Origin of the sequence: Bifidobacterium sp. W8110 (genome assembly GCF_016101375.1) — a bacterium.
In the GTDB taxonomy this organism is placed as follows: Bacteria; Actinomycetota; Actinomycetes; order Actinomycetales; family Bifidobacteriaceae; genus Bombiscardovia; species Bombiscardovia asteroides.
Genome location: NZ_JACFQO010000001.1, coordinates 356,800 through 378,289, shown reverse-complemented (window position 1 = coordinate 378,289; position 21,490 = coordinate 356,800). Strand labels below are relative to the sequence as shown.

Annotated in this window: 13 protein-coding genes; 3 read left to right on the top strand and 10 right to left on the bottom strand. The window is 57.5% G+C overall.

The window, feature by feature from the left end; genetic code table 11:
* The 6 genes from H3T88_RS01485 to H3T88_RS01460 all read right to left on the bottom strand — a co-directional run bounded on the left by H3T88_RS01485 (position 1) and on the right by H3T88_RS01460 (position 11,368).
* On the bottom strand, positions 1–1,617 hold the full coding sequence (locus H3T88_RS01485) for a UxaA family hydrolase (protein ID WP_232347058.1): 1,617 nt from the start codon (positions 1,615–1,617) through the stop codon (positions 1–3).
* A 110-nt stretch (positions 1,618–1,727) separates the two neighbouring features.
* Positions 1,728–6,287: a pectinesterase family protein gene (locus H3T88_RS01480; protein ID WP_198203302.1), complete on the bottom strand. Its 4,560-nt coding sequence runs from the start codon at positions 6,285–6,287 to the stop codon at positions 1,728–1,730.
* Positions 6,288–6,467: 180 nt separating this feature from the next.
* Positions 6,468–8,093 carry a glycoside hydrolase family 43 protein gene (locus H3T88_RS01475; protein WP_110417616.1) on the bottom strand — a complete coding sequence of 542 codons (1,626 nt, stop codon included), beginning with the start codon at positions 8,091–8,093 and terminating at the stop codon, positions 6,468–6,470.
* 8 nt (positions 8,094–8,101) lie between these two features.
* A complete protein-coding gene (locus tag H3T88_RS01470; RefSeq protein ID WP_015022372.1) occupies positions 8,102–9,103 on the bottom strand; it encodes a carbohydrate ABC transporter permease in 1,002 nt (333 codons plus the stop codon).
* A gap of 3 nt (positions 9,104–9,106) precedes the next feature.
* A complete protein-coding gene (locus H3T88_RS01465; protein ID WP_110417617.1) occupies positions 9,107–10,027 on the bottom strand; it encodes a carbohydrate ABC transporter permease in 921 nt (306 codons plus the stop codon).
* A 72-nt stretch (positions 10,028–10,099) separates the two neighbouring features.
* On the bottom strand, positions 10,100–11,368 hold the full coding sequence (locus H3T88_RS01460) for an ABC transporter substrate-binding protein (RefSeq protein WP_157930023.1): 1,269 nt from the start codon (positions 11,366–11,368) through the stop codon (positions 10,100–10,102).
* 391 nt (positions 11,369–11,759) lie between these two features.
* On the opposite strand from H3T88_RS01460, the gene H3T88_RS01455 reads away from it, so the two are divergent.
* On the top strand, positions 11,760–12,815 hold the full coding sequence (locus H3T88_RS01455; protein WP_015022375.1) for a LacI family DNA-binding transcriptional regulator: 1,056 nt from the start codon (positions 11,760–11,762) through the stop codon (positions 12,813–12,815).
* A 30-nt stretch (positions 12,816–12,845) separates the two neighbouring features.
* Here the strand turns inward: H3T88_RS01455 and uxaC are convergent, their stop codons facing one another.
* From uxaC to H3T88_RS01440, 3 genes are all read right to left on the bottom strand, one after another.
* The gene (gene uxaC / locus H3T88_RS01450; RefSeq protein WP_110417856.1) at positions 12,846–14,252 is read right to left on the bottom strand and encodes a glucuronate isomerase; all 1,407 of its coding nucleotides are present in this window, start codon (positions 14,250–14,252) and stop codon (positions 12,846–12,848) included.
* Positions 14,253–14,442: 190 nt separating this feature from the next.
* Complete coding sequence (locus H3T88_RS01445) at positions 14,443–15,453, bottom strand: LacI family DNA-binding transcriptional regulator (RefSeq protein WP_015022377.1); 1,011 nt, start codon at positions 15,451–15,453, stop codon at positions 14,443–14,445.
* Entirely contained in the window at positions 15,450–16,517 is a 1,068-nt protein-coding gene (locus tag H3T88_RS01440; RefSeq protein WP_198203301.1) for a LacI family DNA-binding transcriptional regulator, read from the bottom strand. Before H3T88_RS01440 ends, H3T88_RS01445 begins: the two co-directional genes overlap by 4 nt.
* A gap of 245 nt (positions 16,518–16,762) precedes the next feature.
* Here H3T88_RS01440 and H3T88_RS01435 point away from each other — a divergent pair, with 245 nt between their 5' ends.
* Both H3T88_RS01435 and H3T88_RS01430 read left to right on the top strand, forming a co-directional pair.
* On the top strand, positions 16,763–18,406 hold the full coding sequence (locus H3T88_RS01435) for a mannitol dehydrogenase family protein (RefSeq protein WP_198203300.1): 1,644 nt from the start codon (positions 16,763–16,765) through the stop codon (positions 18,404–18,406).
* A 75-nt stretch (positions 18,407–18,481) separates the two neighbouring features.
* Complete coding sequence (locus H3T88_RS01430) at positions 18,482–19,609, top strand: mannonate dehydratase (RefSeq protein ID WP_198203299.1); 1,128 nt, start codon at positions 18,482–18,484, stop codon at positions 19,607–19,609.
* Positions 19,610–19,961: 352 nt separating this feature from the next.
* Here the strand turns inward: H3T88_RS01430 and H3T88_RS01425 are convergent, their stop codons facing one another.
* The gene (locus tag H3T88_RS01425; RefSeq protein ID WP_198203298.1) at positions 19,962–21,407 is read right to left on the bottom strand and encodes a tagaturonate reductase; all 1,446 of its coding nucleotides are present in this window, start codon (positions 21,405–21,407) and stop codon (positions 19,962–19,964) included.
* Positions 21,408–21,490 lie beyond the last annotated feature (83 nt).

The window sequence follows — 21,490 nt, the reverse complement described above, 5'->3', positions numbered from 1 at the left end:
TTATTCAGTCGGGCCATCCTTGAATATGGCGATGTCCTGCATGCCGTTACGCTCATTGCAGGTCTGCTCACCGTTGACCACTGCAAGGACCTTCTCACGGAAATCATTGAAAACCCGATCACCTGGCTCATCCAGAAGACGGCCGGCGTCGAAGTCAATCCAACGATGCTTCTTGGTGGCCAAAGGCGTGTTGGTCGCTACTTTCACAGTAGGCACGAAGGTTCCGAAGGGAGTGCCCCGTCCAGTAGTGAAGAGGACCACCTGCGCTCCGGCCGCGGCCATTCCCGTACTGGAGACAAGGTCGTTGCCTGGCGTCTGCAACAGTGAGAGCCCGGGCCTGGAGATATGGTCGCCATAGTTGAGCACATCCTCGACCTCGCAACGACCGCCTTTGCGGATGCATCCCAGGGATTTATCCTCCAGAGTGGTTATTCCGCCCTCCTTGTTGCCTGGAGAGGGGTTGTCGGATATGACTTCGCCGTATTTGCGGAAGAATCCCTTGAAATTGTTGATAAGGTCGACGACATCATGGAAGACCTGCTCGTCGCGTGCCTGGCTCATCAGGACCTGCTCGGCCCCGAACATTTCAGGAACCTCGGCCAGGACCACGGAACCGCCCTGGGTAACCACCCATTCAGCGAACCGACCGACCAACGGGTTGGCCGTGATGCCTGACATTCCATCGGACCCGCCGCACTTGACGCTGACCTTGAGTTCGGACAGGGGCACCTCTTCACGGTGATCACTTTTGGCCGCCTCGTTAATCTTGTCCAGGAGGGCATCGGCCTCATCCAGCTCGTCCTCCACCTCCTGGCATATGATCCAACGAACCCGGTTCGCGTCATACTCCCCCAAGGTGCTCAGCATGTCCTCCATCTGATTGTTCTCACACCCCAGACCGACGAGGAGCACACCCCCGGCGTTGGGATGTGTGGCGATGTCCTGAAGACAACGCCTGGTGTAGACCAGATCGCCGCCGAGTTGGGAGCATCCATAAGGATGACGCGCCACGATCACCGAGTCAAAGGATCCGTTGCCGGGATGGCGGGCTGAGAAAGACCGTGCCATGGCGTTGCACAGACTGTTGATGCAACCTACGGTTGGGACGATATAGAGGTCGTTGCGGATGCCTACCTTGCCCGTCGCGCGCCGGTATCCTTGGAAAGTCCCGGTCGGGCTGCCCGGTTTGACCGTGTCGGTAACCGGCTGATAACGGTAGGTCAGGTCGGCGCCCAGGTTGGTGGCCAGATTGTGTGTATGGACCCATTGCCCCGTTCTGATAGCCTCCTTGGCATGGCCTATGGCATAGCCATACTTGATGACGTCCTCACCCTTGGCAATGTCCTGAAGCGCAAGTTTGTGTCCACGGGGAATTTGGTCAAGCACCGTCACCTCGCCATGCCCCTCGACCAGGACCCTTTCGCCGGGCTTCAGATTCCTGGCAGCGACAGCCACCATATCCGTAGGATTAAGCAGGATTGTGTCCTGACCGGTCCGCGCCGGTATATCCTTGATATAGTCATGCTTCAAACCAGTGGCTTTGCCGTCGCCGCATGTGGAGACGAATCCTGTGGAGCCGCCCTCTGGAATCATGCATTGCCTCTTTGCCTCACTCATGCTCTCAAGCTAACGAACCTTCTAAGATACCGGTCACTTTGTTGCCAACCTTTGCGCAGAAAAAGGCCCCGGTCCCCCTCCTCCGAAGCGGGGTCCGGGGCCATATTCGACTAGCGTTCCGACCTTGGATGCCGGTTAATCCCAATCAGGGCGGCCAGCCCCATGAGGATTCCTGCAACAGAAGCCAGGACGAGCCGGGTCACATCCGTACCGGTCCGGGAAAGAGCCGAACCTGGATCCTTCGGCCCTGTTGAGAATCGGTTCTTTCCTCCCTTGTCCGTCTTCCCGACCGGATGGGCGGGCCCGGGCTTGACCGTCCCTGTCCCGCCGGCATTGTCTCCACCACTCATTCCCGCAGAACCGGAATCCGAACCCGGCCTGACCGTGATCGCAAAGGTGGATACGTTGGAAGCAACGTCCCTGTTGAAGGCCTGGAAGGTAAACTGATCGCCCCCGCTGAATCCTGGCTGAGGAGTATAGGAGAAGGTACCGTCCCCACGCATGGTAAGCAGACCGTGCCGAGGCTGATCCTTGGCCTTGAAGGAGAGCCTGGTCCCATCCTCGCTCTGTGCATAAGGCACCAGGGTCGCATTCAGCGTAACGCCTTGGTCAGTGGAACCCTGAGCATCCACAGTGATCGGCGTGGCCGGTGATGGCGTAGGCGAGACTATCCTCGTGGGATCCCAGTCGTCGGCTGCATTGATGCCTGCTGAACGCGCGAAGACCCGCTGGATCGTATAGTCGGAGGCCTCTTGCTCCGATAGGGTTTTCGCCCATGGGACGCGACTTGGCTTGGCGTCGTTCTCATAGGTGGACCCATACTCGGAGAACCTCGCCGTGGACTGGTTGGATGCACTCCCCCAATCGTTCCACCCTTCGGACAGGATGTGCCGCGCCATACTGGTGTCGATGAAGGCCACGCTTGCATATGGTCTCCAAGGACGGCCCAGATAGGTTTTGAGGGAACCGCTGTAGGGGTTCTCGGCAGTCAGCTTGCTATTCAGGAAGACAAAGCCGTACTTCTGCTCCTTCGGCGTGCTGGCGGCAGTCACGTATCCGTTCAGAACGGAATGCAAATCGCAATGATCGAAAACCGCGATGGCTGATCCGAAAACGAAATCCACCGACCCCGCAATAGTCGAATTCCTGAAGTACATTCTGTTGGTCTGCACAGTCGGCTGATCCGGAGGATTGCTGCTGGCGGTCTCATCCGTACGGTTCTGCAAGTACAGGGTGTCCTGGTAACCCAGGATCCGGCAATTGTCGAAGGAGGCATGATCCGCGTTCACATCCAGGGCGACTGCCTGGCCGACAGTAGAACCAGCCAGCGTCTGTATGGTGATGTCCCTGGCCACGAAATCCCCGCCGGTGATCTTGACGGCATAGTCGCCATAAGTGCCAAGAGGATTGCCGTCAGGACCCAGATCCGTGGGTTTGTCATCATAAGTCAGGACGGTGCCATCCGGATCCTGGCCTTGGATGGTCACATAGGGACGGTCAATAAGCAGCTTCTCCCGATAGGTCCCATGCTTGATGAAAATCACCCTCCGCTGGGCGTTCCTCTCCGGAATCGAAGCCAGAGCCTGCCCAACGGTCCGGAAGTCACCATGCCCATCAGCCGAAACCACGATGGGGATGACCCCCTCCTTGTTGTCCGGAAGGACCAAGACCCTGGCCACGGCTTTGACCTCTGTGCCGGGGACGGTCCCCTGCACATCGAAGCCATCGATATTCTGGCTGGCGTAGCGAGAGGGCTCGACCTTATCCCAGTTGACCGGCAGAATCCTTCTGCTTCCGTCATTGAGGACGACCTTGACCGCAATGGGCATCACCAACCTGCCAGGGGTGGTTTTGACGATGCTGTCGTCGATCGAAGCTATCGCTACCTTGGAAACATGAACCGAGGCCGTGATCTTGTCGCCCCCGGAATTCCCGGCAACCTGGAAGTCACCCTCGCGGTTGTAGGAGTCAGCGCTGATAGCCTCCCATGTAGCCTTGGCGGGTATGGCGCTTCCGTCGTCCAATGTGCGATAGATGGTCGTCGGCATGACCGGAGCCACGCCCACCGTGGTCATCACTTCAATCGGGACGTATCCGGTTTGTACCTGCTGATTGGTCATCAGTATCGGCAGGATGCCTTGAATGCCGGAGCCATCCGTGGCTGTAGCCGTAACGAGCACAGTGCCGTTGGACTTGGCTTGGAGGAGACCGTTCTGATCAATCACGCCAGCACTGGTCTGTCCCAGATCAGGACGAAGAACCTGCCAGGTCACGGCATTAGAACGGCCGGGGCCGATCAGTCGTGCAGCAATCTGGAGGGATCCGCCCCTGCGATCGATGACGCCGGCCGGAGCCGTCAGCTCTATGCCTTGAAGACCAGCACCTGCGGCGGCATCGGACTCGACGACCAGATCATCCAAGGCCATGGAGACCTCTTGGGTGTTGGAATTGGCCATGTGCACTTCAAGCGCAGCCACCCCGGCGGCCTTGGTGTCGCTCAGCGGCACCTGGGTGACCGAACCCTGTCCGGCGACAGAGGCGTCGATCTTCTTGGCATCGGTGTCCATGCGAACCTCAAGGGTGTACCAGGTACCAGCCTCCAACTCATTGGTGAGGGTCCGATCACCTGATTTTCCAGTCAGAACCAACTTGGACTGCCGGAAGACGAAAGAAGCCGCAGACTTGCCATTGCTGTCCTTGTAGGTGAAAACGGCATTGGAGGCCGTGGCGGGATCACCTGGGAACATGAATGAGAGGGAGGATTTGACCAACCCCTGTTGCTGGCTGAAGGTGCGCTCAATGGTCTCATAGCCAGGACCCTTGTCGTCCAGGAGGAGGTATCCCCTTCCGCCATCGTGGCGCACAAACGCACCGCCACCGGTCTGGGAATCCTTGGTCTTCCAGCCCTTGGGCAAGGAGGCGCCCTCGGCCTCGAAATCGTCATGGACCGGGAACCCGTCGTCCTTGTAGACCTTACCGTCGCGGGTGACGTTGACGGAGCGGGAAGCCGAGAGACCATCGGTCAGGCTGGTCTTGACAAAGGACACATTCTGGGTTGTGTCCAGGGAGGCGCCGTGGAATCGGCAATCGTCGAAGCGAATGTCCTTGAGGTACTTGACCAGGCCGTGGCCGAAGTTGGAGCCACTGATATCGATGATGTTGTCCTTGCCTGCAGGCTTGTCCCAGTTAGGCGCCGTGATATGGGAGAACTTGAAATTCTCGGTCTGCGGCAATGGGGTCTGCGAATCCAGGTCATCGACCGAAGTCCGGTCATAGTTGGTGATGACGCTGATCTTGTTGATCACACTGTCACGCACCTGGATGTTGCGCACGTACCCGCCCCGCTTGGGGCTGACCTTTACTCTGATGCCGGGATTGACCGCGCCCGAAGTAAGATCGACCGGGACGATGGTCGAATCCTCCACGAAGACGTTGCGGACCCCTCCCGACATCTCGCTGCCGATGGTCACACCGCCATGACCGGAGTTGAAAACGTCACCACGGAAATAGATGTTTTCAGAGGGGCGGGCTATGGCAATGCCTTCGGCATCCTTCCCGGACTTGATGGCGCTGCAATCATCGCCGGTAGAGAACGATGTGCCAAGGATCCAGACGTTTGACGAGGAGTTCGGATCGAAACCGTCGCCATTATGGACCGAGGTGACCAACTGGAGGCCATACGCCGTAATGTCCTTGCTGTAGACGGGGACCACGGTCCACATCATCCCGTTGCGGATATGAATGCCATCCAGATAGACGCCACCCACGTTCTTCATGCTGATCAGGCTGCCGCCGCCCACATGCTGGCCTGGCTGGTAGATGTCTGAAGGTATATCAAGATCCCCGCCGTCGCCGTTGTGGGTGAAGTCGTCGTAGGCCTTGCGCAGGAGCAGGCCATTGGCCTCATCGCCGATGGTTCCCGGACCCATGATTTTGATGTTCCTGGTGGTCACTCCTGCCTTGCTGTCCATCTCACCGGCGTTGAGGAGACTGGAATAGGCGGGGTTGCGGCCCATCACGTCCTCTATGTCATGTCGTGCCGAGGTGAACGGATAGTCAGCCAGTTCCCTGCTGGGCTTGAGCTGGGCGCCGGCGTCAACAAAGAAGCTCATGTCGCTGTGCAGGTTCAGCGCCCCGGAAAGGTAGGTGCCGGCAGGCAGATACACCTGGCAGTTCTTCTCCTTGCAGGCGTCAATGGTCTTTTGTATCGCTGCCGTATCCTTCGTGCTGCCGTCGCCCGAGGCACCGAAATCACGCACATTGTAGCGCTTGGGAGTAGCCGTTGTGGTCAGGTGAAGCTTGGTTGACTGGTACGACAGCGTACCGTCAGCGCCAACCGCTCGGACCGTGAAGTCGTAGCCGTGCTCTGGCTGCAGACCCAGGACCTTGAAGTAGGTCATGGGGGTGGTTCCCACCTCCTTGCCGTCACGGTAAACCCGATACCCGATGATCTTGTCATACCCAGCTGGCTTGCTCCAGGTCAGCACCACCGATTGGTCGGTCAGCGATGCAGGAGCCTGGGCCAGAGCCGATGGCGTCTCAACCGCGATGGGACCAGTTTCGTCCGCCCAAGCGGTTTGAACGCCGGTGACTCCCATGGAGCCCATACCCGCCAACATGGTCACTGCAGCTATAGCAGCCCAGACGGCGGAATATCGTCTTCGAATCATCAGTTTTCCTCCTTGAAAACCGTTATTGGCCCCTGGGGCGCTGTCACTGCACGAGAAGCACAAAGGCCCACAAACGTTGTGAACATGCATTTCCGGCAGACCTGGTCCGCCGTTCAGCTCGAAAAGTCTTGCGGCATGGATCCCCTTGCGCCCAGGTGGGCCTATTGAATGCTGCAGCTCTTATCGATCCCTTGACACCTCCTTATAGCCAAAACCTTTGAAGTCGGCATATGAACAATGGGCATCCATATCCTGGGCACAGATGCCGACCATGGCTCCGGAGAAGACGGTCTTCCCCCGGAGCGCTCCTACGTGGTCATCACTGAGATGGTTGGCTGGCAGGGTGTCCCCCAAAGGCTGGAGCTTCTTGCGTTCACCCTGGAAGTCGTCCGGGTCCTGACCGAAATAGAAGCGGGCCCTCGATCCCCGGACTTTCACTGCAAGGCCCACACCCACACCAGGCTGAAGAGGCAGCAAGTCGCTCCCGAACCCAAAGTGATTCCCTTCGTTGATGAGGACACGGACCACCGGGCAGTCACGCTCCTCCTCCTGTGCAGTGACGTAAGCGTACATCCAGTTGGCAGTGTCGTAGAAGAGGACCAGGCCGGCGGTCTGCTGGAAGTTGGCAGGTTCGAACTCCATCCAGGTAAAGGCATCAAAGTCGAAGGTCTGCCAGCGACGGGCCAGCAGGGTCTGCCTGTGCAGGCTGGACAGGCTCTGACCGCCATGGAGCCGCAGCCAACCCGGACGCTCCTTAAGGGAATAATCGAGCTCAGGGCGCAGAGGGCCACGAAGGGTCTTGAAGGAGGCAGGCAGGCCGCTGGTCGGCGTAAATCGGACGGATTCGGAATAATCCACAACCTGTTTGGCCGTGCTCCCCTTGACTTCCACATGAAGAGAAGGATTATGACCGCCATTCGCCAGGAGCGGCCAGTCGTCCTCATCCCAGACGATGGGATCCAGGCTGGTCTCCCTGCCCAGAACGCAATCACCCCTGCGGCCCAGAGGACGCGAGCAGAGATAGGCTATGTACCATTGACCCTTGTATTCCAAAAGACTGCAGTGCCCTGCCTTCTGGATGGGCCCGTCCGGATCGTCCCTGGAAGTGATCAGAGGCGTATGGGGGGATTCCTCCCAAGGTCCTGTCAGTTTGCGTGAACGCACCACCGTGGCTGCATGATTCCACTCGGTTCCACCAGCTGCGCATACCAGATAGTAGTAGCCGTGTCGACGATAGATCTGCGGTCCCTCACAGACCCCCAGACTCGTGCCCCGAAAGATGTGGCGGCGAGGTCCGACCAGACGCTTGGCGTCGGTATCAAACTCCTGAATGACCACGCCGGCGAAACGCTCATGGTCCATTCGCCAGTCATAGAGCATATTGACGAACCACGAACGCCCATCCTCATCATGGAAGAGGGAGGGGTCGAAGCCGGAAGCCGTTACAAAGACCGGATCGGACCAGGGTCCGGTAATGGAAGGGGCAGTGACAATGTAGTTCAGCGTATCCTTATATATGGTCCCGGTCTTCACATCGGTGAAGACCAGCCAGTACAATCCCTTGGCATAGGAGAGATGAGGCGCCCAGATAGCCCCCGCATTCGGATCCCCCATCAGGTCGACCTGGCTGGTCCGGGTCAGGGGCGAGCACACCCACTGCCAGTTCACCAAGTCTGTCGAGTGATATATGTCGACCCCAGGCCACCATTCGAAGGTGGAATTGGCTATGTAATAGTCCTTCCCCACTTGAAGGGCGGATGGGTCGGGATGGAATCCCGGGATGATGGGATTGGTCAGACTGCTCATAACATTCCTCACTGCTTGACCGCGCCGGCCGAAAGACCGGATTGCCAGTACCGCTGCAGGAAGAGGAAGGCGATGATCAACGGCACGATGGCTATCAGTGACCCTGTCAGAATCATATTGTTGGGCACCACATGGTAGGTGGCGTCGCCCCCCATCTTCATCCAGACGTTCAGGCCCACAGTCAGTGGGTAGTCCTTGACATCGGAGAGCATGATCAGAGGCAGGAAATAGTTGTTCCAAACACTGACCAGGGCGAAGAGGAGTGTGGTAACAAAACCGGGGGCAAGCAGAGGCATGGCAATCTTCCAGAATATGGTCCAGGTGTTGGCGCCATCGATCCTCGCGGCCTCCACCAGGGATATGGGGATGGAAGTCTGAGCATAGATGATCATCAAGTACAGACCAAAGGGGTTGGACAGCTGAGGAATGATGACGGCCCACGGTGTATTGGTCATGCCTATCTTCGAGTACAGGAGGAAGAGGGGAACCGTGATGACCGTAGAAGGTATCGACATGAAAATCAGCGTGACCCAAAGCAGGGCTTTACGGCCGTGGAACTTCATGGTGGCAATGGCATACCCGGCGAAAGTGGCGAAGAGCGTGGCTCCCAAGCCGGCTACGATTGCATAGACCAGGGTGTTGATCAGCCAACGGCCGTAAGTTCCATCCTGGAAAACGAACACGTCATGGATATTCTGGAAGAAGGCGTTTTGGTCAGAGAACCAAAGCCCGGGGGAGCTGTAGAGTCCCTCATTGGTCTTGGTCGAGGAGAAGACCAGCCAGATCAAGGGGATCAGACAGTAAATGACCATGATCAGCATGATCAGGTGCAGGAGGATATCCATGACCTTTTGCGCTGGGGTCAGACGGACCGGGACGCCATTGCCACCGGAGGCCTTCCGCAGCCTTATGGCATGATCCTTCCGCGCTAATTTAGCATCCCGCCTGCTCAGTGATGCAGACCGCCTTTGGGCGGGCCTGGGTCGGGATTCGGTTTGTGTACTGGACATGGTTTACCTCTCCTCCCAGCGGTTGCCCAGGGTCTTGACAACGGTGATGATGATCATGGTGAACAGACCGACGACCAGAGAGACTGCAGCCGCGTAATTCAGATCATTGCCGCTGAAAGCCAGGGAATAGGTGTACAGGTTGGGCGTGTAGTAGCTGGTCACGACCTCAGGCGCAATGGTCTGCATCATGCTGGGGGTGTTGAACAGCTGCAGCGCATAGATGATGTTGAAGAGCAGGGTCATGACCACCGAGGAACGGATCTGCGGAATCTTGACGGACCAGGCGATTCTGAACTCGGACGCTCCGTCCACTCTGGCCGATTCGTAGAGCTCCTCGGGCAGAGCCTTCAAGGACGAATAATAAATCAAGGTGTTGTACCCCATGGATACCCAGATGCTGATGTTGATCATGGCGAAGATCATCAGCTCCTTGGACATCATATTGGGCGCGTGCCCGTTGAAGAGTCTGAAGAACTGTCCAATCAGGCCATAGTCGGTGCCGTAGATGTAGCTCCACATCAGAGCGGCGATGACATTGGGAACCGCATAGGGCAGGAAGAGCAGGATGCGCGGGATGGCCACATGCCGAATCCTCTGGGAATCCAGCATCAAGGCCGCCAGGAGGGCAAGGAAGGTCATGAGCGGCACTTCAATGATCGCAAATACGGCAACCCGCTTGAAACCGTCCCAAAGCAGGGGGTCCTTCAGGGCCCTGATGTAATTGGCGAAGCCTGTGAACTGCTCGCCGCCTATCATCTGCTGCTTGAACAGACCCAGATAAAAGGCATAGACCATCGGGATTATCGTTCCGCCGAGGAAGACGATCACGTAAGGCAGGCACCACAACATTCCAATGTGCTGGAGCCGTTCCTTGCGCGATTTCACCCGAGACCCGGGTCCCGCGGATACACTCGCTGCGCTCATGGCGCTTTCCTTTCTTGAAAGTTCAAAATGGAAGCCCCGAGGCCAAGCCGGCCTGCGGGGCTATATCCACTGCTACTTGGCGGTGATCTTGAAGCCCTGCCCATCGGCATAGGTCTTCAGGGAAGACTGCCACTTGGAGAAGGAGCCGAACAGGTCTCCGCCCTTCTTCATTTGCGGCACGACAATATCCTTGAAGTCCGTGGCGTACTGTGAGTTGAAGGGAAGAACCGACCAGTCGGCATTGAGGGCATCAGCCGACTTGAAGTAGACCGCATTGACCTTCTGACCGCCAAAGTAGTCGTTGGGCACATTGGCGGCATCCTTGTCCGTCTGGAAGGATTTGGCCGCGTTGAAGAAGCTTCCCGTCTTCTGGAAAAGATCGATGGACTGCTTATCCGAACCCATCCAGTTGATGAAGGCGACGGCTGCGGCCTGCTTCTCCTTGGCACACTTTGAGGTCACGGAAAGCAGCGATCCGCCTATTTCGCCGGTCTTCAGACCAGTGGATCCATCACCCCATGCCGGCGGGAGGGCCACTTCAAACTTCCCCTTGAGAGAGGGCTGCTGCTGGACGAAGGAGGTGCCCTTCCAGCAACCATCGAACTGGATGCCCCATCGGCCCTGGGCGAATCCGCGGTTGTACTGGTCGCTCTTATTGGCCACCGGCTCAAGCACATCCTCATCGATCAGCTTTTGAATGAAATCGACGGCCTCCTTGACCTTGGAATTGGTCATGTCAAGCGTCACATCCTGAACGCCCTTGACGGTCCATGGCTTGGCGCCGGACTGACGGATGATGGAAGCCATGTAGCGAACATCGGTGGTGTCTATGAAGCTCATGTACCTGTTGGGATCGGCCTTATGCAGGGCGATGCCTTCTTCTTCGAATTCCTTCCAGGTGGTAGGCACCTTCAGACCGAACTGATCCAGAACGTCATGACGAACAAACATGACCTCGGGCCCCTGATCCAACGGGGTGCCATACAGTCCGTCGGCTACATGGACATTTTTCCAGGCTGCGTCATTGTAAAGTTTGCCCATGTCGGACTCAATGCTCTTGTCCGCGAAGTTCAGAAGGGAATTCGTCACTGCGAACTGGGGCAGGTAGTCATACTCCAGCTGGACGATGTCAGGAACATCCTTGCCTGACTTCAATATGTTCTGAAACTTCGTGTAGTGATCTGACGAAGCACCGGTTTGCGTCACGTTGATCTTGATATTAGGGTACTTAGCCTGAAAGGCGTCGATATTGGCCTGCTCGATGTCGTAACGCCATGTCCAGAAGTTCAGTGTCACCTTCTTGTCGGACTTGAGCGCCTTGTTCACATCGCTCATCGTCATGCCACTGTTTTCCTTGGCGACTTTTGACGAGGAGGAATTACCGCTGCCTCCGCAAGCCGATAGACCGATGATCATAGCCAGCCCGGCACAAACGCTCAAGGCTTGCTTCCCTTTTGTTCTCCAGCTCATACCAGCTGCCTTTCGATAATCTTCATTGATTTTGCGAATATCATTTTCGCTATTTTCGATAGTAGTTGTGACATCCCTCACAGTCAAATCGTCTAACTATTGAGGACAATGCCTGCAATGACCGCTTTATCGTCTTTATTCCCAGGTTAAGCACGGAAAAATCATTACCGATAAATTCACATTTTCATCACATTCTAGTCCGAAAATGACCGAAACTTTTCGTTATACTGTTTCTGTTCAATCCATGATGCTAGGGGGAACTGTGAGCCCGAAATCGTCGTCCCAAAATGGCAAGAATCCAACCTTAGCCGATGTCGCAGGTCTGGCCGGAGTCTCTATCGCCACTGTGTCCAAGGTGATAAACGGGAAGAGCGATGTGGCCGACAAGACTCGCGAACGGGTTGAGGAAGCCATTGATCAGCTCGGGTACTTCAAGTCTGACAGAATCGGGACCTCTTCCAACCTAATTGAATTGGCCCTGCAGCATCTAGACAATCCATGGACCCTGAACCTCCTGGACGGGGCTGCCGAGGTAACCTCCAGCCGCGGAATTCGGCTGGTTCTGAGCGAGATAGGCGATCCTCGCCTTCTGTCCACAACCTGGCTGGACGAGGTCCTGGCCCGCAGGCCTCTGGGAGCCATCCTGATCTTTTCCAATCCATCAGCTGACCTGTCCAGACGATTCGCATCCCGCCGCATACCGGCGGTCTTCGTCGACCCATGGGGAAACCCCGTCCTGGGGACCATGTCAGTTCAATCAGACAACTGGTCGGGCGGTCTGTTCGCCACACGCCATTTGATCGAGCTGGGTCATCAACGCATTGGCACCATCACAGGACCAGATGGGGTCATGTGCTCCATAGCACGCCTTGACGGCTACCGAACCGCCCTGCACGAGGCTGGTTTGGAATCCGATCCAAGATTGATACGCCAGGGCCAATTCAGCGTGGCCGACGGTGAACGATTCGCCATGGAGCTATTGAACCTCGACGATCGTCCCACCGCCATCTTCGCCCAAAGCGACTTCCTGGCCATGGGAGTCTACAAGGCAGCCAAGCACCTGGGAATCAGCATCCCCGATGAACTCTCAGTCGTCGGCTTTGACGACATACAGACTGCGGCGTTCATGGGCCCCGCTCTGACCACCATCCATCAGCCTTTGACCGAGATGGCAGCCAGGGCGGCGAAGATGATCCTGGATACCAGGTCAGGCAAGGCCGTAGATCCGAGAGCCATCCTGCCCAACACGCTGGTTGTCCGCGAATCGACCTGTCCGCCACCAAATCGCATGAACCAGGGACGGACAGGAATCGTATAGCGCAAGACTACCCTGCCGGCTGCTCGGGCCTTAGCCCTCGAAAAGGGCCAGAGCGTTCTCATAGGAGACCGCACGCACCAGAGGAGCCAGATACTCCTTGTCATCAGGTATGATGCCCTGGGCGGCCCAGTCGCCCAAGAGCCCGCAGAGCACCCTGCGGAAGAGCTCATGCCTGGGGAAGGACAGGAAGCTGCGGGAGTCCGTGGTCATCCCTACCGCATTGCCCAGGAGCGAGGTTTCAGCCAGAACTTCGAGCTGCCGACGCATCCCGGTGACGGTGTCGTTGAACCACCAGGCGTTGCCCAACTGAAGCTGGCCCCTGTCATCGCCTCCGAAGCAGCCCAAATCAGTGGCTATGGCCATGTAGTCGTTGGGATTGAGGGAATAGACGATGGTTCTGGGCAAGATGTTCGAACTCTGCGCCTGGTCAAGAAGGGCGGCAAGGGGGGCGGCAACCGAGTTGTCAGCCATGGAATCGTAACCCGTGTCGGCTCCAAGCTTCTGGAAAGCCGTCGAGTTGTTGTTGCGGCTGGCCTGAAGGTGCAGCTGCATGGTCCAGCCCTTATCCTTGTAGATTCGCATCAGCTCAAGAAGGATGGCCGCACGATATTGGGCCTGTTCATGCCTGTCCAGGCCTAGTCCGGCCTTGGCCTTGCTGAAAATGGCATCCAGGTCCTCAGCAGTCGCCGGAGCGAACTCCACCACATCGACAGCATGGTCGGAGAGTCTGGAACCATGCCGGTGGAAGTAATCCACCCGATCACGCAGAGCGTCGACCAGTCCGCTGAAGTCATTGATCGGCTTGCCGCAAACCGACTCCATTGTGCCGATCCAATCGCCATACCCTTTGGCGGTCGGATTCAGGGCCGCATCCGGACGGAAGGCGGGAACCATCCTAAAGGGCTCCCCCTCCTTGGCGAATCGATCGTGATACTCCAGATTATCCTCAGGGGAATCCGTGGTGCAGACGATCTTGACGTTCATGCGACGCAGAAGCGCTCTTCTCGAGAAGTCCGGGGTGGCCAGCTCTTCATTCGTCTGGTCAAAGATGGACTTTGCGGTCTTGGTGGTCAGGGGTTCGGAGATGCCGAAGTACCTCTGCAGCTCCATGTGCGTCCACAGATAGACCGGGCTACCCACAGCCTGTTCCATGGTCTGGGCATAAGCCATAAATTTGTCCCAAGGGTCACCGTCCCCTGTGATCAGCCGCTCCGGAACGCCATTGGCCCTCTCCAGCCGCCATTTATAATGGTCTCCATAATTGTGGCCATCCGTCAGCCAGGCATCGACAATATTATCGAAGTTGGGATCCTCATAAATCTCCTTGGCGTGCAGATGGCAATGATAATCCACCAGAGGAAGATTCTCAGCCACATCATGGAACAACTCCCGAGACAACTGCGTCCCGAGAAGAAAATCGTCATCCAGAAAAGCCACCACAAACTCCTTAGTCGAAAACAGCAAGTTCGGCATTCGAATTTCCGCGATGCTCAAAATCCTCCTGCACAGACCAACGGACAGGCGGAACAGTCACACGATCGGAACTCACATATGCTATTAGTCAGCCTATGCACGCCTGAAAAGGGACGGTCTTGATGTTGCCATGATTTGCCGGAACCTTTCCTGGTCAGGAATCCGACGTAGCCTTACCCGTGCTCTCCCTGACGATCAGGCGTGAGGGAATCGTGATGCTCTGCGCCGGATTAGTTCGGCCATTCAGCCGATCCAGAAGGATGCCTGCTGCTGTCTTTCCCAGTTTCGGCGGGGTGTTACCCACGCTGGACAATGGCGGATCACTTACCTGTGCCATAGTGTCGTTGTCGAATCCGATGATCACATAGTCGTCCGGACAGCGAATACCCTGACGACGCATGGCAGCCATGAAACCCAAGGCCATCAGGTCATTGTGGGCAATGACGGCACCTGTGGGATCATTCAGATACTGCTTCGCCAAGGCATAACCCCCGACGAAGGTGGGAAGACCCGGCCAAATTCGTCGAACAGCCACTCCACGCTTGTGGAATTCTTCGTAAGTGTGATTCCACCTGACTCCCACAGACCATGATGCGGAAGGTCCATCGAGATAGGTCACCCGTGAAAAACCCATGGAAACCAGCAGTTGCGCGGCCTGACGGATACCAGTGCCGATATCTATGGCCACACTGGGCACCCCACGCACAGTCCGGTTGACCACGACGATGGGCCTGGTCTGGGCGCACTTGCGGATCATGGCATCAGGCATTCTCGATGAGGTCAGAATTACCCCGTCCACATAGGCGGCAATCCTGTTGAAGGCCTGCCGCTCTCTGCTGGCACTTTCCTCGGATTCAGCGACGATAAGGGCAAATCCAGCCAGATTGAACTCGTGTTGTACAGAACGGATGATGTCGGAGAAGAACTGGTTGGCGATGTCAGGAACGATGATGGCGATCATGCCCCGCAGCGTCCTGGACGGAACCGTATCGACCGGCTCCGTATAGTACCCCAGTGCGTCGGCTGCAGCGAATATCCGCTTGGTTGTGGCCGCACTGACCCTATCAGGCCGAGCGAATGCTCTTGATACCGTGGAGGGGGAGACTCCTGCCTTGTCAGCCACCTCTCTGATCGTGACACGCCTGGAACGGTTATGACCGCTCATGACCGGGATTCCTTCTCTGCCCCGTTCCGGCCCAAAGGCTTGCTCGACCTGGCACCCGTGCTCTGCCTGATGACCAGACGGGCCGGAACCGTCGGGGCTACAGACAGGTTGGCTCCGGAAAGGCGCTGCATAAGGAGGTCGGCAGCCCCCCGCCCAAGGACTGAAAGGGACATATGAATGGTGGTCAGAGGCGGACTGCTCACCATGGACATGGTGTCGTTGTCGAACCCGATGACAGAGATATCACGAGGGCACTCGCAACCAAGCCTTCTGAGGGCCACAATCAGGCCGATTGCCATCAGATCATTATGGGCGATGACCGCACCTGTAGGGTCGTCCATATACTTCTCTGCGAAGGAATAGCCTCCGTAAAAGGTAGGGGCGCAAGGCAGCGAACGCTTGACGCTCATCCCCTTGGTGTCGCATTCATTGAAGATATGCCGCCACCGGATACCTCCTGACCATGAGGCCGCGGGACCATCCAAATAGGTGAGACTCCGGTAACCCAATGAGTACAGGTAGTCGACCGCTTGGCAGGCCCCCTTGGCCACGTCGATGCTAATGCTGGATACACCGCGAACGTCACGGTTGACGCTGACCAAGGGACGCAGCTGGGCGCACTTTCGGATCATGGCATCGGGCATCCTTGGGGAGACCAGGATGATTCCCGAGACCACGGGAGCGACCGTATCGACGATCCTGCGCTCCCGGGTGATGGACTCGCGGGTATCAAGAATCAGGGTTTCAAAGCGGAAGCGCTCACACTCGTCCTGAATGCTGCGAATGACGCCGGTGAAAAACTGATTGCCCAAGTCGGGCACAACGACCGCAACCAGCCCCCTGCCCTGCGAACCTGACCGGCTGTCGACGATATCGCTGTGATAGCCCAGTGCATCAGCGACCTTCTGAACCATTCGAGCCGTCGAAATACTGACCCGATCCGGGCGCGAGAAGGTACGCGAGACCGTTGAAGGGGACACTCCGGCCTGGCGAGCCACATCATATATGGTGATACGGCGGTTGTCCGTGGAGGAATCGCTACCCGAATCTGCTCCGGTCTTCATTTATACGTATCAGCCTTCCTTCGTCTGCCCCATATCGCATGAAATACACGCCAACGGCGCCGAGCACTTCCTGGCATCCAAGTATAAGTGACTTCCCGGTTCTATGGCAGCCGACAGCAGTCTGATGAGAAACAAACTGCAACTACGAAAGCAGACAGGCACCAACTTGATAGGTTCGGAAGCAGGATGGGCAAGCGTTTACGCCTGGTCTCCGCGATATGTTTTTTTGATAAAGGAAGGCACTGATGCTTCACCTTAGTGACGATATACATAATGAGTCCGCAGCCTGGCAGAAGGCCGGCGTGACTTTGCCAACCTACGACATCGAAGCCATGCGCCAGGCCACCAAGCGCTCGCCTACCTGGGTCCACTTCGGGGCCGGCAATCTCTTCAGGGCGGTTCACGCCCCCATTACCCAAAAACTTCTGGATTCAGGCGCCACCGACCGAGGCATATTGGTGGCCGAATCCTTCGACCCCGCCATTGTCGATCAGGCCTACACCCCCTTCGACGACCGCTATCTTCAGGTCATCCTGAAAGCGGACGGCTCCATGAAAACCTCCCTGGTCGCCTCCGTTGCGGGCGCCTACCCGCTGGGCGAGGATCCGAAGCCCTTGCATGATCTGAGGCTTGTCTTCCGCAACCCCAGCCTGCAGATGGTCACCACGACCATCACCGAAAAAGGCTATGCCCTGGTCGACTCCCAAGGTCGGCCGCTGCCGTGGATCGCTCCTGAATTCGAGGGCGGACCTGATAAAGCCAAGAGCGCCATCGCAGTCATCACGGCCCTCCTGCTGGAGCGCTACCAGGCCGGTGCCCTTCCACTGGCCCTGGTCAGCACCGACAACTTCTCACGAAACGGGGAGCGGTTCGGCCAAGCCGTCAGACAGATGGCTGACGAGTGGATAGGAAGGGGCCTGGCCGAAAAAGGCTTCGGCGACTACCTCAGAGACAAGAACAAGATCACCTTCCCGCTGACCATGATCGACAGAATCACTCCCAACCCCGACAAGGAGGTGGGTCGTCGCCTCAAGGCTCTGGGCATCGCCGACGCGGAACCCTTCCGGACCAGGGGCGGAACCGCCATGGCCCCCTATACCAACACCGAGGAAACCTGGTATTGGGTAGTTGAGGACGACTTCCCTGCAGGCCGCCCGCCTCTGGAGAAAGCAGGGGTCTACATGGCCGACAAGGATACGGTCAACGCCGCCGATCAAATGAAGGTCACCACCTGCCTGAACCCCCTGCACACGGCCCTGGCCGTCTTCGGGATGCTTCTGGGGTATCCGACCATGTCAAAGACCATCGCCGACCCGGACCTCAAGGCCTTGGTCACCCGCCTGGGGTATGTGGAAGGACTGCCTGTGGTCGAGGACCCGGGTATCTTCTCCCCCAAGGAATTCCTCCGCCAAGTCATCGAGATCAGGGTCCCCAATCCCGGCCTGCCCGATACACCGGCACGCATCTGCGCCGACACCTCCCAGAAGATTCCGGTCAGATACGGAATCACCATCAGCAAGTACATCCGAGCCAAGGACCTTGACACAGCCGATCTGGAAGCCATCCCGCTGATCATCGCCGCCTGGCTGCGGCTGCTGATCGGTTCGGAAGGCAACGGAACCGACGATGCCGGACGGCCGGTCAAGCTGAGCCCGGACCCGCGCCTGGAGGAGCTTCAAAGTATTCTGGTCGACATCCCACTCGATGGGTCAGCCAGGAAGGAGACTCTGGCGACGACCATCAAGTCCATCCTGGCCGATACCTCCATTTTCGGAACCGATCTGAACGCCACCCCGCTGGCCGACAAAATCGAGACCTTCCTGACCGCCATGTGCCAGGGCAATGGCGCTGTAGCGAGCACCCTTCACAAGGCTGCAAGCGCCTGGTAACATCGGCAGTCCGCTGACTGAACAAGGCACACAATGACCGGGTCCGCCCGATCCGGATGTAAGGAGAAAAACATCATGCACATGGGATTCCGCTGGTATGGCCAGGGCAACGACACCATCAGCCTGGACGATATTCGTCAGATTCCTGGGGTGGAGACCATCGTCTGGTCCCTGCACCATAAACAGGCGGGCGAGGTTTGGCAGCCGGACGAAATTGAAGATGCCATGGCCACAATCACCGAGTTGTCCGCCAGGGATCGGGCGGCAGGCATAACCAAGACCTTCAACGCCGACGTGGTTGAGTCTGTCAACGTTCATGAGTCCATCAAGACCGGTTCGACGGTCCTCGGAATCAGCCGGGACCAGGCCATCGACGCCTACATCGAGACTGTAGCCAACCTGGGCAAGGCCGGGGTCAAAGTCGTCACCTACAACTTCATGCCGGTCTTCGACTGGCTGCGCACGGAGATGTTCCACCCTTGCCCAGACGGGTCCACCGCCCTCTACTACAACCAGCACCAGGTGGATCAGCTCAGCCCACAAGGCATCATCGACGAAACCCTGAAGGGGGCCGGATCCCTGACTGTTCCCGGCTGGGAACCTGAACGGCTCGCCCATCTGCCTGAACTGATGGAGGCCTATCAGGGAATGGACCACGAGCAGATGTACGCCAACTACAAGTACTTCCTGGATGCTGTGATCCCCACCTGCGAGCGCTACGGGGTCAAGCTGGCCGTCCACCCCGACGACCCTGCCTTCGACCTGTTCGGCTGGCCGCGCGTGGTCTCCAGCAAGGAGGGGATCCAACGAGTGCTGGATCTGAATCCCAGCCCCTGCAACGGACTGTGCCTGTGCCTGGGATCCTTCTCATCCAGACGGGGTAACGATGCCGTGGATGCAGTCAAGACCTTCATGGACAGGATCTACTTCAGCCACGTGCGCAACATCCGGTTCACCGACGAGCAGGGCTCTTTCTACGAGGTGGGTCACCGGGCCAGCGAGGGGAACGTGGACACCGTCGGCATCATGAAGGCTTACGCCGAGGCCGATTACCAGGGCTACATCCGCCCCGACCACGGACGGCATTTGTGGAGCGAGAACACGGAGGCCGGTAGACCGCGGCCAGGCTACGGCCTTTATGACCGCGCCATGGGCATCCAGTATCTGCTTGGAGTCTGGGACGCTTACCGCTACAACCGTTGATGGGGCAAAATCAAGCAAGGGCCCCCTTGTCATGCTGTTCGGCAAGGGGCCCCTTATTTTCTCACTGCCACCATTCCAGTAACTTATTGCTTGGTCTCATCCGTCAAGACATGTCTGGCCCGACGGCGAAGCAGATCTGAATGTGGAGCAGAAGAAACCCTTAACAATAAGGAAGTGTCTGATGCCAGTCCGGGTCAATCGCAAACCCGAGCCGGCATCAGACACTTGTTCAGTGTTCCCGTCAGGACCACGCCCTGTGGGAAGTTTCCTTCAACCTGGGAAAGCCGACATACCTGCAAACGCGGGAATCAAATTGCCTCGAAGCAACTGACCCCTCGTTTGCACCGTTGGCTCATGCCAATCGGTCAATCAGGGGCTGGACACCCTGGTCGGCCAAATCGTCCAGGTTCTTCTGTACAGCTTCCACTAGTCCAGCAATCCTGGTCAGGTCATGGCCCCAAATGGAAGCATCGGAAAGAATCCGACTGACAAAATCCTCCTGACCGGCAGCCTCGTGGAAGGCATCAATGACCTTTTGATCATCCTGAATCTTCACAGCATCACCGGCCTTGCCGCCATAAGTCCACAAGAGGCAGGACAGCGCCAGGATGATGCGTTCGGGAAGCCGACGCCCCTGCTCTACGTTGGCCGTGACCAGCGGGAGAAGGCGGGAGACGAATTTGGAGACCGAGTTCAACCCTATGGAGTCCAAAGAATGCTGGACAAAGGGGTTGTCGAACCGCTCGCGAACCGCAGCAGCGAAGTTCTCCAGCTCCTCCTTGGGCAGGGTCTGGACGGGAATGATCTCCTCCTCCATCTCGCGGGTAATGAAAGAGCGCATGGTCTTATCGCCCATGACCTGCCCTACGGTCTTGAATCCGGCCAGCCGAGCCACCTGGGCCATGGTGGTATGAGGACCGTTGAGCAGATAAACCTTGCGCTCACGGTAGGGCTGTACAGCATCGCAGGTCACCAGGTCGATTCCTGCCTTCCGCGCGGGAAGCAGCTCATCAACCTTGCGCTGGGCGGTCTGGTCACCGGCTACGACCCAAAGCAGGAAGGGTTCGGCCTTGACCATGTTCTGATCCTCGTAGCCCAGCATCTCCCAAAGCTCCTGGGCATCTTCACGCGGGTAGCCGGGGACTATCCGATCCACGAGAGTGGATACGAAAGTGTTCTCCCGATCAAGCCATTCGATGAAGTCCTTACCCCACCCGAACCGTTCAGCGACATTTATCAGAGCACGATGCAGGGCCGGACCATTGTCAGCGATGAGCTCGCAGGGCATAATCAGGTAGCCTGGCATGGACCTGTCGAACCGACGCTTGAGCAGATGAGCCAACTTCGCCGGATATCCCGCTGGTGGCTGGTCCGTGACCTTATCCCCATCGTTGACGGCAATGCCTGCTTCGGTGGTATTGGAGATGATGATCTTCGTATCGGGATCATCGGCCAGAGCCAGAAACCCATCCCAGTCCCGGTAGGGGTCGACCGTCTTGCCGATAGAGTCAATCAGCTCATGGCTGCGGACGGGCTTACCATCCTTGAGACCTTCCAGAATGACTGTATAGAGCCGCTCCTGGTCCTCCAAGAAATGAACCCTGCCGTTTTCAAGGGGTTGGACAACTGCTACGTTCCCCCCGAACAAGCCCTTGTTGTTGAGCTGCTGGACTATCCAATCAACGAATGCTCTGAGGAAATTTCCCTCACCGAACTGGATGATCTTGATGGGTCGTTGAGCTGCCTGTGTACCAGTCAGCCCCAGATGCACGGCCACTGCTTCCTGTAGTCTTTCCACAATGTTTCCTTTCCGTCCGCTTGCATCCCGCCCATACGGGAGATCCGGTCAGACCATCGAACTTGGCGACCGATGACCAGCCC